Here is a 14922-nt window from a genome sequence, read left to right as displayed (position 1 = left end):
ACAATAGAGGTAGCGCAAAAAAGGAGGAAAGCATGAAAAAGATTATTTTTATAAGCATGATGTCGTTACTTCTTGTTCTCGTAACTGCTTGCGGCCCAAAAGATGTCGCTTCTTCTAACACCACAAATGAAACAAGTAACAAACAAAAAGTCGCAAAAGAAGACGCCGTGTTAAGCTTAACCGACATGGCTGGCAGAACGGTTCATTTTACGAAGAAACCAGAAAGAATCATTACACTTACCAATTCCGATATGGGGATTGTTTATGCACTTGGCGGGTCCGTTGTTGGACGCCAAACGATGGATGCGAGTGGCGTGGAACCAAGCGCTGCGCTAAAAGCAACCGAAGTCGGCAATACCCACGATCTTAACCTAGAAAAAATCGCATCATTAACTCCGGACGTCATTGTCGCAAGCTCAGAGCAGAACTTAAAAGATGTCCCAGCGTTAGAAAGCATCGGCGCCCAAGTCGTTTTAACAGGCGCCAACTCGATTGCGGATATAAAAAAACAAGAAGCCATTTTGGCTCAGTTACTCGGAAAAGATGCAACGAAATTACAACAAGAAATCGATACGAAAGTTGCTGAAATAAAGCAAGAACAAAAAGGAAAGGCAGTTCGCGCGCTACTCATACTTGGCGCACCAGGAAGTAATTATGCAGCATTACCGAATTCTTTAAGCGGAGATATCCTCGAAAAAGCAGGCGGAGTCAATGTTGCCAAGGATTTTAAAGGCGTCGAGAATTTCCCACAATACGCATCACTCAATATCGAGAAAATCGTGCAAGCAGACCCAGAAGTCATTTTCTTGATGATCCACGGTGGTGACGAGAAGGAAACCGAAATCGCTTTTCAAAAAGAAATGAAACAAAATGACGCATGGAATTCCACAACCGCTGTGAAGAATAACAACATTGTGGTGCTTCCCGCAGATCTTTTTGGTACGAATCCTGGAATTAGAATTACAAAAGCCTTGGACTTCATGGCGAATGAACTGAATCAGGTTCAGAAGTAATGCACGATCCACGAAAAAAAAGAAGAATCATCACATTTAGCGTCACGATTTTGCTATTAATCGTTGTCTTTTTCTACGGCCTAACAACCGGCTCGGTCAAAGTAAGCTATAGCGAAGTCTGGCAAACATTGACGGGTGGCGGAAATGACATGGCGATTCAACTCGTCTGGAATTTGCGCTTACCACGAATGCTCATTGCCTTTCTCGTCGGAGCAGCACTAGCCATCGCAGGTTGCCTATTACAAGGCGTCATGCGCAATCCACTCGCAGACCCCGGCGTTATCGGCGTTTCAGCAGGTGGCGGACTTGTAGCCATTATCTTAACTATCGTCTTACCATCGCTCAGCCAATTTGTCCCGTTAGGCGCGTTCCTTGGGGCATTCGGCACAGCATTACTTATTTATTTGGTCGCTTGGGACAAAGGCGTAGCGCCACTTCGCGTTATTTTATCCGGTGTCGCCATCAATGCCTTTATCGGCGCGATGACATCAGGAATCATGGTCCTCTACAGCAACCGCGTGCAGAGTATCATCTCATGGATGACAGGAACGCTATCCGGAAAAAGCTGGTACCATCTAAATCTTATTTTGCCATACATGCTTGTCGGTTTCGTTCTCAGCATTTTCGCGATTCGCTCATCCAACGTACTACTACTAGGAGACGATGCCGCAAAACTACTCGGTTATTCCGTTGAAAAACATCGCTTTTTCATCATCATGTTAGCCGCGTTTCTAAGCGGTGTCGCCGTCAGCGTCGCAGGCCTCATTGGCTTTGTTGGCCTTGTCGTGCCACACATTTTCCGACTTATCATCGGCAATGACTACCGGTTCTTACTACCAATGTCAGCAATCGGTGGCGCACTTCTCGTTGGCTTCGCGGACACAGCTGCACGTAGCTGGTTTGGCTCCATCGAATTACCCGTCGGCATCCTACTCGCCATGATTGGCGCACCGTTCTTCCTATTCCTACTACAACGAGGGAGGGTTGCCTCATGACCGCGATCACATCACTAACCAATGTCAGTTTCACCCGCCGCCGCTCGTTCGCCATTAACAACCTAGACCTAGAAATCCCCGAAGGCAAAATTACAACCATCATTGGCCCGAACGGTTCAGGGAAGTCAACCATACTGCGCCTCATCATGCGCTTACTCGCACCAAATGACGGCAAAATCATGCTTCACGGCACAGACATCCACACTATTAGCGCCAAAAAACTAGCTCGCGAAATGACGATGCTATCCCAATCACCAGACGGCCTCATCGATGTTGTCGTCCGCGACCTAGTCAGCTATGGCCGCATGCCTTACAAATCATGGCTCGGCACAATGGAAAAAGAAGACGAAGAAGCAGTCGACTGGGCAATGGAAGTTTGTAACCTAGAAGCCTTAGCGTACAGGCCACTCCACACCTTATCTGGCGGCGAGAAACAACGCGCATGGTTAGCCATGGCTCTAGCACAAAAAACACCGATTCTCTTACTTGACGAGCCAACAACATACCTCGATATCTCGCATCAACTAGAATTACTCGACCTGCTTCGCAAATTAAATCGTGATTTCAACATGTCAATCATCCTTGTCCTCCACGACTTAAACCAAGCGGCAGGCTACAGCGATCACGTCGTGGTATGCGAAGACGGCACCATTCAAAAAGTCGGCACACCAGAAGAAGTTTTCACACACACACTATTACGCGACATTTTCAAAATCGAAGCAGAAATTCACCAAACCCAAAATGGTTTGCGTGTTTTGCCGATTGCTTCAACGAAATTTCACACGCAAAGTTAAAGATAATTTAAAGATTTATAAAGACGGTTTTGGATAAGTGAGACAGTACCTTGTTTTGCTAGCCAAAGCCGTTTTTTGCTAGATTAGAATTCGCTAAAAAAGCTTCCTAAATAACACAAAATTTTATATAATAAAACAGCTGACATAACTTAGAATGACAGGGGGAAAGCGCATGAATCAGGAAGAGACAAAAATAGATTATTCGATTATACTTTTAGTGATGTGTTTATGTCTTATCGGTATTGCGGCGATTTATATCGCGAGTTTAACTAATAATCAATATGCGTCAAACTTTCTTATTCGGCAACTTATTTGGCTAGGTGCTGGAGCAGGATTAATTGTTATTATTATGAAGTATTTCGACTACGATAGACTCCAGTATTTTGCCTATTATTTATATGCAGCAGGCCTGTTCCTACTAGTATTAGTTTTTGCGCCAGTCATTGGAATTGAGCGAAATGGTGCACACAGTTGGCTTGGCACGCAAAGTATCAATATCCAACCGTCAGAGCTGATGAAAAGCTTCCTCATCGTGGCACTTGCAAAGCTGATCTGGGACAATATAAAAAAGCAACAAGTTCGAACTTTAAAAAGCGACTTTATCTTGTTTATAAAAATCGGTCTCATGGCCTTAGCGCCGATAGCTTTAATTATGTTACAATCGGATTTGGGAACTGCACTTGTGCTAGTCTCGATTACCGTCGGGATGATTTTCATATCAGGGATTACTTGGCGTTTATTATTACCTATATTCGGCTCTATTGCCGTGCTTGGAACGAGTCTCGTCTTATTAGTTATTTATAATCCAGCCATCCTAACATCACTTGGCTTTGAGAAATATCAATTTAACCGCATTACTTCTTGGCTCCAACCAGAAAAAGACCCGCTAAACACAGGCATGCAATTACTGTATTCCATACGGGCAATAGGTTCTGGAGAGTTGACAGGAAGTGGCATTGGATACGAAGCAATTCAAATTCCGGAAAACCATAATGATTTTATTTTTACCGTTATTGGCGGCGATTTTGGCTTTGTTGGTGCATGCGCCTTACTTGTGGTATACTTCTTATTAGTCTATCAAATTATTCGAGTTGCACTGGATATCGGCATGCCTTTTTATTCGTATATTTGTACGGGTGTGGTGTCGATGATTTTTTTCCATGTGTTGCAAAATATCGGGATGACCATTGGGATGTTACCGATTACGGGGATTCCGCTACTATTTATTAGTTATGGCGGGAGTGCGATGCTCGGAAGTTTAATGGCGATTGGACTTGTCTTATCTGCACGATACAATGCGCCTAAGATGGCTGCTAGTCTTGTGTAAATTTTTTATAACTGTATGGGGAAACAGTGGGAGTATTGCTGAAGGCTTATTCGAAATAGAACCGTTATTCCATCCAGTAAGGAGCGTAAAGAATGAATTCGCGAAATAAAATATCTGCGAGAATTGATTATGGCATCGTCTTATCTTTGATGCTATTATGTTTGATTAGTATGATTTCGATCTACAGCGCGCAATTGACGAATGAGCAATACACTGCCAACTTCGTAGTGAAGCAAGCCGTTTGGTTTGTGGTGAGTGGCTTTGCGATTTTTGTTATCATGCAGCTGGATTACGAACGACTAACGAAATGGGCCTACTATTTTTATGGTTTAGGTTTATTGATGTTGGTTTTCGTATTGTTTTTTGGGAAAGTAGTAAATGGGGCGAGAAGTTGGATTATCATTCCGTTTTTAGGAAATCTGCAACCTTCTGAGGTCGTGAAAGTAATCCTAATTGTCGTACTTGCAAAAGTTATTTGGGATCACAATCGGAAATTCCGAACGCATACCGTCAAATATGATTTTTGGCTACTCGTTAAAATGGGGATGTTCACACTCGTACCGATTGGATTGATTATGTTGCAACCCGATTTAGGTACTGGACTTGTATTTATCGCGATAATGTCTGGGATGATTTTGGTTTCAGGGATTACGTGGAAGTTGATTGTGCCGATTTATGGTTCGATTGTAGCGATTGGCGGATCTTTGCTATATCTCGTGTTGTATCATGAGAGTTGGCTTGTGAAACTGGGCTTTAAATCGTATCAGTTTGAGCGGATTCATACGTGGATTAATCCAGAGTCTGATCCTCAAGGCGGCGGTTATCAGGTGCTTCGAGCGATGACGGCGATTGGTTCTGGTCAAATTAGCGGAAACGGTGCTGGTTATAATGCCATCGCGATTCCTGAAAACCATAATGACTTTATTTTTACGGTTATCGGTGGTGATTTTGGTTTTGTCGGTGCTAGTATTTTGCTGGCGATTTATTTCTTGTTGATTTACCAAATTATTCGTGTGGCGCTGGATGTCGGTATTCCGTTTTATTCGTATATTTGTACGGGCGTTGTCATGATGATTATGTTCCACGTTCTTGAAAATGTTGGTATGAACATCGGCTTGCTACCGATTACGGGTATTCCGTTGCCGTTTATTAGTTACGGAGGGAGTGCGCTCCTGGGGAACATGATGGCAATTGGTCTGGTCCTCGGAATCAGGTACAATTACCAGAAATCGATGTTTACGGTGAAAGAAGAGAAACTCGCAGAATAATAGAAGAATCGCCTTGTCTGACTGGATGGGGTGATTTTTTTTACGTTTTTTTTAGGGAACTATTTGTGATTACATTGGAAATCTATTATGATAGAGATAGCATTACATGAATTGGAGGGGAAATAACGGGATGATAACTTTTTACTGGTATCCGAAATGTTCGACGTGTAAGAAAGCAAAACAGTGGCTTGATGACAACAAGGTGGACTATAATCAAATTGACATGATTGAAACGCCACCAACGAAAGAAGAATTGCAGCAGTGGTGGAAAAACAGTGGACTAGGAATTCGCCGTTTCTTTAATACAAGTGGCATTAAATACCGCGAATTGGGCTTGAAAGATAAAGTGGACCAAATGACAGAGGATGAAGCGTTTACATTACTCGCAACAGATGGTAAACTAATAAAGAGACCAATCGTTACAAATGGTGAAAAAGTGACGCTGGGCTTCAAAGAAAGTGAATTTGTAGAAAACTGGAAGTAAATACTGACTTGAAGGGGGATTAGTAAAATGAGTTTACCAAAGGATTTACGTTATTCAGAAGAGCATGAATGGGTGAAAGATGACAGTGGCAAATTCGTGATTGGCATTACGGATTTTGCGCAAGATCAATTAGGTGATATCGTTTTCGTTGAATTACCAGAAGTTGGCGATACGATTACACAAGGCGATTCTATCGGAAGCATTGAGTCTGTTAAAACAGTATCTGATTTCTACGCACCAATCACTGGGAAAGTCGTAGCAATCAATGAAGAGCTAGAAGACGCGCCAGAATTGATTAACTCAGCACCATATGAAGGCGGCTGGTTACTAAAAGTAGAAGACGTGGATGCAGCACAAATCGATGCATTACTTTCTGCGGATGATTACGAGAAAACATTAGACTAATACGTTGTACATAGAAGACCCTCTTCGTTTGGCAAGAGGGTTTTCTTTTCTTATGAAGTGAGGAGTATATAGAATGGTAGCAATTTGGAATAAAGAACAATTAACGCAAAACTTGGCAGAACAAGCTGATTTTGCGCTTTATTTTTTCACGCCAATGTGTTTAGGTTGTCAGCAAGCGATGAAACTTGTTGATTTGGCGGACGAGACGCTGGAAAACACGTTGATTGGAAAAATGGATTTGAATTATGTGCCAGAGTTGGCGGAGCAGTGGGAAATTACGAATGTGCCTGTTTTGCTGTCTTTTAAAGACGGTGAACTTGCGGAAGTCAGTTATAAATTAGGAAATTTGATAGACGTTTATGAGTTTTTGAAAAAATGACATGTCTCGATTTTTGACTTTTTATGTAGTATAATGAGGACGAGGACGGATGAGGAGGTGTAATAATTGGGAATACGAGATGTTTTGCTACGAGAGTTTGGTTATGAAGAGCCGATAGTAGCAAACAACATGGGGGAGCAAGCATTTGGGATGTCTAGAGATAGTTTGAGACGTAGCATGAATCGACTGGTAGCCAGAAAAGAGTTGGCACGTTTTGCAGAAGGTATTTACTATTTTCCGAAGTGGAGTGAGTTGCTTCAGCAGGAGACATTGCTTAGTGAACGTGTTGTGATTGAGCGTAAGTATGTCAAGGACAAGAATAAGCGATACGGCTATTTCTCGGGTGGCACATTTGCTAATCAGATTCAGCTGACGACGCAAGTGCCGTACGTACAAGAAATTGTGACGATGAAATGTGCGAGTAAGAAGCGAAATGTGACGCTTAAAGTAACACAATTGTTGTTGCGCAAACCACGTGTCCCAGTTACGCCAGGTAACTATAAAGTGTTGCAGGTTCTTGATTTGTTAACTGAACACCTTGCTTTTGTAGAGGTGGGTCGTAAAGAAATGAACGAGAAGGTGCGCAAGTATCTAGCCGATGTAACACTATCTAACGATGAAGTGATACGAATTATTTCAGAATATCCCAGTAAGACATCAAAAGAACTATTAGAATCGGGGTTATTGGATGCACTTATACGAAAATAAGGAAGTTTTTAACCAGCTTATTGTTGCGACTAGTCAAGTGAAGCATTTGCCGGAAGCTGTTGTCGAGAAGGATTATTATGTATCGTTACTTCTGAGGTGCTTACGTGATGAGTTGCCTAATTTAGTTTTTAAAGGCGGGACATCGTTGTCAAAAGCGTATCATGTGATTCAACGTTTTTCGGAAGATATTGATTTAACTTTTTCTGTTAGGTTGCAGAATACGGAGTTGAAGAAGGCAAAGAACACGATTTTAGAAACAATCACGTTATTAGATTTGCGAATAGAGAATCTGGATAAAATTATGTCTAGAAGGCGTTTTAATCGGTATGAGGTAGCTTTTGATCCTATGTATGTTAGTACTACGTTGAAGAATCATCTGTTAGTGGAAACTTTTGCACATTATACACCATATCCGGTTGAAGAGCGGGCCATCTCGAACTATATTTATGAGTATTTGGAGTCGATTCAAAGGGAGGATGTCATTGTGCAGTTCCCGGAATTGGCTCCTTTTTTGATGCGGGTACAGTCGCTTGAACGGACGTTTGTGGATAAAATTTTTGCGGTGCTGGATCGATATTTGGAAGGGGAAAGTGAGGGCTTTTCCAGGCATTTGTATGATCTTTATAAGATGAGTAGTGGGTCTGCGTTGGCTTTGGATGGGGTGAGAGCGCTGTTTGAAGAGGTGCGACGGGAATTGGCTGGTGATTTAAAGCAGAATCCATCGGCGATACTTGGTTTTCCTGTGAGGGCGCGATTGTTACAGTTGTTAACGACGGATTTCTATCGGAAAGATTATGAGCGAATTACGGAACAGCTTGTGCAAGAGGATGTGCCGTATGCGGTGGTGAAGGAAAAACTAATTGGATTGCTAGAGGACCAGTTGCCAGTTGGTTAATTTTTTGGTGCTGACCAACTTTGTTTCGCGTCCGATATAGAAATGAGTACTCCTAACAAGATTGCTATAGACCCACACGAATGTGTTGTGGTACTATACTTGAGGTACTTATTTATGTTTTTAACGGGGGTTTATGATGAGCAGTTCGAATTTGACGATTCTGTCGGTAATTAGTAATTTTGTGATTGTGGTTTTAAAATTTATTGTTGGGTTTTTGACGGGATCGGTGGCGGTTATTTCAGAGGCGGTGCATTCGTCGATGGACTTGTTTGCGTCGGTGATTACGTTTTTCTCGGTTCGAATTTCGAATAAACCTGCGGACGCGGATCATCCTTATGGGCATGGGAAGGCGGAGAATATTGCGGGGACGATTGAGACGTTGCTGATTTTTGTGGCCGGGATTTGGATTATTATCGAGTCGATGAACAAGTTTTTTAATCCACATGAAATTAGGTTTCCTGCGCTTGGAATTGCGGTGATGCTGTTTGGGGCTGCGGTGAATATTATTGTGTCGCGTGTCATTAAGAAGGCGGCGGATAAAGAGAATTCGGTAGCTATGAAGTCGAACGCGCTGCATTTATATACAGATGTTTTTACGTCGCTTGGTATTGCGTTTAGTTTGTTGCTTGTTTATTTGACTGGTTGGCTGTGGCTTGATCCGGTGATTGCGATTTTGACGGCGTTTTATATTATGTATGAGGCGTGGAAGTTGTTGAAAGAATCGTTTCCACCACTTATGGATAAGCGTTTATCGCCTAGTGAAGAGGCAGAAATTAAGCGGATTATTTTGACGCATAAGGCGAATTTTATTGAGTTTCATGATTTTCGTTCGCGTCGTGCTGGAGCGGAGGAGTATATTGATTTTCACTTAGTTGTGGCCAATGATTTGACGATTGAGAAGGCGCATTCGCTTTGTGATGATATAGAGAAAGAGATTTATGATTTTTATTCGAAGGCGCAAGTGTTGATTCATTTAGAGCCAGAGGAAGAACGGATATTGACGAGAGAATCATAAGTTTTGTGATACAATAGGGGCAATAACTTGAAGTGAGGTGCCGGAAAATGACATCGATATTAATTGCGGATGATGAGAAAGAAATTGTAGATTTAGTGAAATTATATCTTCAGAATGAGGGCTATACGATTCTTCAGGCTTATGATGGTGCGCAAGTATGGGAAATGGTGCAGAAAGAGGCGCTTGATTTAGTCGTGTTGGATATTATGATGCCAGAAATGGATGGCTTGGAAGTATGTCGCTTGATGCGTCAGGAGGGCATTACGACGCCGATTTTGATGCTGAGTGCGAAGGCGGAGGATAATGATAAGATTATGGGCTTGTTAACGGGCGCGGATGATTATATGGTGAAGCCGTTTAATCCGTTAGAGTTGTCGGTGCGTGTGAAGGCGATTTTGCGTCGGGTGCAGATGATGAACAAGGAACAGCTTGGAAGTACGCAGGGAAATCAGCTTGTGCTTGGGCCCATCGTGGTTGACCGGGAACTGCATACCGTGATGGTTCACGAGAAGGAACTGCATTTGACGACGTCTGAATTCGATATTTTATTTTTACTTGCAAATGAGCCTGGACGGGTATTTAGTTCGGAGCTTATTTTTGAACGTATTTGGCAGGAGAAAGCGCTTGGTGCGAGCAAGACGGTGATGGTGCATATTAGTAATTTACGCGATAAATTGAAGGATGCGATGGATGGCGAGAATGTAATCAAAACCATTTGGGGAGTAGGTTATAAAATTGAAATTTAAGCAGTTTCTATGGCGGATTTGGCGGCAAATGCATCCACTACAAATTATTGTTTTAGCCGGTTTGTCATGGTTTGCAAGCTTTGTTACGCTTCGTAGTATTGGCTTGTGGCTTGTTTCGTTGACGAGTAATTCGATTGTGTTGACGGGGACGACGAGCCGTTTTATCGATTTGTTCGGATATGGTCGTTATGACAAATTGCTGAACTCGCCGTGGCTCATCACATTGAAATACCTCGGTATTTTGGCGGTTGCGTTTGTTTTTTTCCTATTTTTCTATTGGCTTTTTAAACAAAATTTATTGCGAAAACAGTTGCGGCAAGTCAATTTAGCGATTGTTCAAGATCAGCCGATGGAGCAGGAGAGCTTGATTCCTGAGATTGTGCAGTTGGAAGAAAGTATTGACAAAATGCGGGCGCACCAAGCGGAGTTAATTGAGCAAGAGCAAGAAGCGCAGCAGGCCAAAAACGACTTGATTACGAATGTGTCGCATGATTTGCGGACTCCGCTGACATCGATTTTAGGGTATTTGAGTTATATTCACGAAGATCGTTATCGTGATGAGGTGGAATTGCGTCATTATACGGAATTGGTATACGGGAAGGCACGCCGATTGCATAAACTAATAGATGATTTGTTTGATTATACACGTCTAGAAAGCGCTGAATTTCACATTAAGGAAGACGCTCTTGATATGGTAGAACTGCTTCGCCAGCTTGTTTCGGAGTATGAACGTTCAGCTTCTGAGAAGGACGTACAAATTATTGAAATGTATACGGTCGACGATTTGAAAGTAACGGGTGACGGCATGCAAATTATGCGTTTATTCGAGAATTTGTTTTCCAATGCCTTGCGCTATGGCGCTAGTGGTAAAAAAATCGAAATTAGTGCCAAAAAAGAAGCAGGAATGGCGATTATTGAAGTATCCAATTATGGTGCCGAAATTCCAGCCAGCGACATCCCGCAACTTTTCGATCGGTTTTATAAAGTGGACAAAAATCGGACAACAACAGGGACAGGACTAGGTCTAGCTATTGCCAAATCGATTGTAGAACGCCATGGCGGGCAGGTTTTTGCAACAAGCCGCAAAGGAAAAACAACGTTCACTGTACAACTGCCGCTAATCGTGCGTTAATCTTTAAGATTTCTTTCTGTTTTCTTACTTCCTAGTTAATTATTTTACTATAAAGTGATTACTAGGAGGGGAGAGCATGAAGAAACAGAGTGTTATTTTGCTTGTAGCTATGTTGACGATTATTGCTATTTTAGTGTTAGTTTTTTGGAATAAAGGGATGAATGCGGCGCCGACGGTGAACGCCAATAGTGCGCTACTTGTTAGTTTGAAACATGACAAGACGTTATTTGAAGAAAATACAGATCAGAAAGTACCCATTGCAAGTTTGACAAAGTTGATGACGGCGTACTTAGTTCTGGAATCGATACATAATAAACAGCTTTCTTGGGACGAAGGCTTAACTTTAAAAAGATTAGATGACCCGCGGGCAGTGAGTTTACAAGCCAGGACGGGGAAGACTTATTATTCGGTACAAGATTTATTTGCAACAATGATGATTATGTCTGCAAATGATGCGGCGGAAGCACTTGCCGAAAGGGTGAATGCGACTGATTTTGTAGGAGAAATGAACGCGAAAGCAAAAGAATTAGGCTTGAAAAAAACGAAATACGTGAATGCGACTGGTCTAGACAGTAACGGTGAAGAATCGATGTCGACGGCGGGCGATTTGCTGATTTTGGCGAAAGAGTTAATATCTGATTATCCTGAAATTTTAGAAACGACTTCGCGGACAAGTTATGTTACGAAGGATGGCAATACAGTCCACACAACAAACGACCTGTTGCAAGAAAATGAAGTTGACGGCTTGGATGGCCTCAAAACAGGATTTACTGATCAAGCGGGTTATTGCCTTATCGCGACGGCTGTGCAGAATGGTGACCGACTGATTGCGGTAGTTCTTGGTAGCCGGACGGACAATAATCGAATGAAAAGCGCGGAAACATTGCTTGATTATGGTTTTTCAAAATAAATTTCGGCTGTATCTTGACAAATCCGACTAAAAACATGTAATATTAATAAAACACGAGGCGCAAGGGATGCGCCACAATATAATCTTATCAAGAGTGGTGGAGGGATATGCCCGAAGAAACCCGGCAACCTAAGTGGATGAACGTGTCCATTGCAAGGTGCTAAATCATACAGAGCGACAAAGCTTTGAGAGATGAGAGAAAAGCGTAAATTATGTATGTAATTACACCTTTTCTGCTCTTGGGCGGAAGAGGTTTTTTGTTTCATAAAAACAGCAGTAACGAGGGTGGAGTTTATTTTGATAAGGCTTAAAAGTGTTGTGAAAGACTACAAAACACGTAAAAACAATGTACGAGCAGTCGATGATGTCAACCTATCCATTGAAAAAGGTGAAATATTTGGCGTCGTAGGGTATTCTGGCGCAGGAAAAAGTACGCTAATCCGAATGTTTAATGGCTTAGAATTGCCGACAGAAGGTAGCGTCGAAGTCGATGAACTATTTATTTCTGAAATTAGAGGTAGCAAGCTACGCAAAGCTCGTCAGCAAATCGGTATGATTTTTCAGCATTTTAATTTGTTGTGGTCGCGTACGGTGTATGACAATATTGCGTTCCCGTTAGAAATTGCCGGTGTACGCGGAGAAAAGCGCCGTTTTCGAGTGAATGAGTTGATTCGACTTGTTGGCTTGGAAGGTAAAGAAGATGCTTACCCATCTGAATTGAGTGGTGGACAGAAGCAGCGTGTTGGGATTGCGCGTGCTTTAGCGAATAACCCGAAAGTATTGCTTTGTGATGAAGCAACATCTGCACTTGATCCACAAACGACCGATGAAGTATTGGAATTATTGCTAGACATCAATCGCCGACTAAACCTCACGATTATCGTTATCACCCACGAAATGCATGTCATCCGCAAAATTTGTAACCGCGTGGCCGTGATGGAAGCAGGACGCGTAGTCGAGCTAGGCGACGTTATCGACGTTTTCCAACATCCGCAAGAATGCGTAACGAAGCGCTTTGTTCGCCAAGTGACCGAATCGGACGAAACAGAAGAGTTGATTCACATGTTGCTTGAGAATTATTCGGACGGCAAACTTGTCAAATTACTTTTTGTTGGTGGAAAAGCAACGCAGCCGATTATTTCACAAGTGGCACAAGAAAATCATGTGTTACTGAATATACTCCACGGGAACTTGACACAAACGCAAAACGGCGCCTACGGGACGCTATATATTCAAATTCAAGGAGAAGTTGCGCAAGTGGATGCAACAATCACACGGTTACGCGAGCTTGAAATAGAAACGGAAGTGATTGAAGCATGAACGAATCTACAGGATATTTCGCAAATGTCGATTGGGACATGATGAAAACAGCGACCGAAGAAACGCTTTATATGACGATCGTCTCTTTATTCGCCGTCTTTTTCTTAGGTTTAGCGCTAGGTCTGATTCTTTTTCTAACCAACCGCAAAAAAGATAGTGGTTCGCGAATCGCTTACTGGATTACGGCGATATTAGTCAACGTTTTCCGCTCGATTCCGTTTATCATATTGATTGTGTTACTCTTGCCAATGACAAAAACGCTCGTCGGAACTATTATTGGGCCGAAAGCCGCGTTACCTGCTTTAATCATCTCCGCTGCACCATTTTATGCACGGATGGTTGAAATTGCGTTCCGCGAAGTAGATAAAGGCGTTATCGAAGCTGCAAAAGCGATGGGGGCAAATCTTTTCACGATTATTGGGAAAGTATTGATTCCCGAAGCATTGCCAGCGATTATTTCAGGAATTACCGTGACAGCAATCTCACTTGTTGGTTTTACCGCAATGGCCGGAGTTATTGGTGCAGGCGGACTTGGAAATGCCGCGTATCTAGAAGGCTTCCAACGAAATCAACCAGCAGTCACATTAGTAGCGACTATTATTATTTTAATTATAGTATTTGTTTTCCAATTTATTGGAGACATCTTGACCAAATGGGTCGACAAACGATAAAGAAGGGGAGATGTTAGATGAAAAAGGTTTTACTTGGATTATTTACACTGACTTTAGTATTAGTTTTAGCGGCTTGTGGCGGAGGTTCAAAAGATGACGCGAGCGGAGATAAAGGAACGACGCTTGTTATTGGGGCGTCCAACTCACCTCACGCAGTCATTTTAGAGAAAGCCAAACCGATTTTAGCGAAAAAAGGTATTAACTTAGATATTAAGAAATATACAGATTACGTAATGCCAAACGTGGCGCTTGATGAAGGCGATTTGGACGCGAACTATTTCCAAACGATTCCTTACATGGAGCTTGAAATGAAAGAAAAAGGCTATAAATTTGTCAACATGGGCGGTATTCATATCGAACCGATGGGCATCTATTCGAAGAAATACAAATCATTAGACGACCTACCAAAAAATGCAGAGGTTATCATGTCTAACAGTAAATCTGACTGGCCACGTGTGCTTGGAATTCTAGCGGATGCCGGCGTAATTAAATTGAAAGACGGCGTGAAACGTCAAGACGTGACATTTGATGACATCACAGAGAATCCAAAAAACATTAAATTCAAATACGATGTGGACGCAGGTTACTTGATGACTGCTTACAATAACGAAGAAGGCGATGTTGTTGCAATCAACTCGAACTTCGTAGTAGATCAAGGCATGAACCCGAAAAAAGACGCAATCGCTATTGAAAAAACGGATTCACCATACGTAAATATCGTGGCAGCACAAGAGAAAAATAAAGATAACAAAGATATCAAAGAACTTGTAAAAGTGCTACAATCTAAAGAAATCCAAGACTTCATTACAAAAGAATGGAAAGGTGCAGTAGTTCCTGTATCTAACTAAAAACAAAAAATG

The 14922-nt window shown here is 42.2% G+C and carries 17 protein-coding genes and 1 riboswitch; all 17 genes read left to right on the top strand.

The window, feature by feature from the left end; genetic code table 11:
* The first annotated feature begins 32 nt into the window (after nt 1-32).
* The 17 genes from EP57_RS12470 (at nt 33) to EP57_RS12390 (ending at nt 14910) form a co-directional block, all read left to right on the top strand.
* Nucleotides 33-1013, top strand: coding sequence for an ABC transporter substrate-binding protein (locus tag EP57_RS12470; protein ID WP_036087200.1), 981 nt, complete (start codon nt 33-35; stop codon nt 1011-1013).
* A complete protein-coding gene (locus EP57_RS12465) occupies nt 1013-2008 on the top strand; it encodes a FecCD family ABC transporter permease (protein WP_036087199.1) in 996 nt (331 codons plus the stop codon). The genes EP57_RS12470 and EP57_RS12465 overlap by 1 nt, the downstream gene beginning before the upstream one ends.
* Nucleotides 2005-2802: an ABC transporter ATP-binding protein gene (locus tag EP57_RS12460; RefSeq protein ID WP_036087196.1), complete on the top strand. Its 798-nt coding sequence runs from the start codon at nt 2005-2007 to the stop codon at nt 2800-2802. Before EP57_RS12465 ends, EP57_RS12460 begins: the two co-directional genes overlap by 4 nt.
* Nucleotides 2803-2974: 172 nt before the next feature.
* A complete protein-coding gene (locus tag EP57_RS12455; protein ID WP_036087194.1) occupies nt 2975-4129 on the top strand; it encodes an FtsW/RodA/SpoVE family cell cycle protein in 1155 nt (384 codons plus the stop codon).
* Nucleotides 4130-4221: 92 nt separating this feature from the next.
* Nucleotides 4222-5397, top strand: coding sequence for a rod shape-determining protein RodA (gene rodA, locus EP57_RS12450; RefSeq protein WP_036087192.1), 1176 nt, complete (start codon nt 4222-4224; stop codon nt 5395-5397).
* Nucleotides 5398-5527: 130 nt separating this feature from the next.
* A complete protein-coding gene (locus tag EP57_RS12445) occupies nt 5528-5881 on the top strand; it encodes an arsenate reductase family protein (RefSeq protein WP_036087189.1) in 354 nt (117 codons plus the stop codon).
* Between the two features lie 27 nt (nt 5882-5908).
* Nucleotides 5909-6286 (top strand): glycine cleavage system protein GcvH, encoded by a 378-nt coding sequence (gcvH, locus tag EP57_RS12440; RefSeq protein WP_036087188.1) that lies wholly within the window; start codon nt 5909-5911, stop codon nt 6284-6286.
* A 73-nt stretch (nt 6287-6359) separates the two neighbouring features.
* Nucleotides 6360-6665, top strand: coding sequence for a thioredoxin family protein (locus EP57_RS12435; RefSeq protein ID WP_052167676.1), 306 nt, complete (start codon nt 6360-6362; stop codon nt 6663-6665).
* A gap of 66 nt (nt 6666-6731) precedes the next feature.
* The gene (locus tag EP57_RS12430; protein ID WP_036087186.1) at nt 6732-7373 is read left to right on the top strand and encodes a DUF6088 family protein; all 642 of its coding nucleotides are present in this window, start codon (nt 6732-6734) and stop codon (nt 7371-7373) included.
* Complete coding sequence (locus EP57_RS12425; protein ID WP_052167675.1) at nt 7354-8268, top strand: nucleotidyl transferase AbiEii/AbiGii toxin family protein; 915 nt, start codon at nt 7354-7356, stop codon at nt 8266-8268. Before EP57_RS12430 ends, EP57_RS12425 begins: the two co-directional genes overlap by 20 nt.
* Before the next feature lie 136 nt (nt 8269-8404).
* Nucleotides 8405-9283 (top strand): cation diffusion facilitator family transporter, encoded by an 879-nt coding sequence (locus tag EP57_RS12420; protein ID WP_036087185.1) that lies wholly within the window; start codon nt 8405-8407, stop codon nt 9281-9283.
* A gap of 47 nt (nt 9284-9330) precedes the next feature.
* Nucleotides 9331-10029, top strand: a complete 699-nt coding sequence (locus EP57_RS12415; protein ID WP_036087183.1) for a response regulator transcription factor — start codon at nt 9331-9333, stop codon at nt 10027-10029.
* Nucleotides 10013-11161: a sensor histidine kinase gene (locus tag EP57_RS12410; RefSeq protein WP_375379801.1), complete on the top strand. Its 1149-nt coding sequence runs from the start codon at nt 10013-10015 to the stop codon at nt 11159-11161. The genes EP57_RS12415 and EP57_RS12410 overlap by 17 nt, the downstream gene beginning before the upstream one ends.
* Before the next feature lie 76 nt (nt 11162-11237).
* Nucleotides 11238-12071 carry a D-alanyl-D-alanine carboxypeptidase family protein gene (locus EP57_RS12405; RefSeq protein ID WP_114982782.1) on the top strand — a complete coding sequence of 278 codons (834 nt, stop codon included), beginning with the start codon at nt 11238-11240 and terminating at the stop codon, nt 12069-12071.
* 82 nt (nt 12072-12153) lie between these two features.
* A riboswitch (SAM riboswitch) is annotated at nt 12154-12270 on the top strand.
* A 98-nt stretch (nt 12271-12368) separates the two neighbouring features.
* Nucleotides 12369-13391, top strand: a complete 1023-nt coding sequence (locus EP57_RS12400; protein WP_036087268.1) for a methionine ABC transporter ATP-binding protein — start codon at nt 12369-12371, stop codon at nt 13389-13391.
* Nucleotides 13388-14062, top strand: coding sequence for a methionine ABC transporter permease (locus EP57_RS12395; RefSeq protein ID WP_036087181.1), 675 nt, complete (start codon nt 13388-13390; stop codon nt 14060-14062). Before EP57_RS12400 ends, EP57_RS12395 begins: the two co-directional genes overlap by 4 nt.
* 17 nt (nt 14063-14079) lie before the next feature.
* The gene (locus EP57_RS12390) at nt 14080-14910 is read left to right on the top strand and encodes a MetQ/NlpA family ABC transporter substrate-binding protein (RefSeq protein ID WP_036087180.1); all 831 of its coding nucleotides are present in this window, start codon (nt 14080-14082) and stop codon (nt 14908-14910) included.
* Nucleotides 14911-14922: the final 12 nt, after the last annotated feature.

This window comes from Listeria booriae (genome assembly GCF_000766865.1).
Taxonomy (GTDB): Bacteria; Bacillota; Bacilli; order Lactobacillales; family Listeriaceae; genus Listeria_A; species Listeria_A booriae.
The sequence above is the reverse complement of the archived record's forward strand: the minus strand, read 5'-3'. Positions and strand labels throughout refer to the sequence as shown.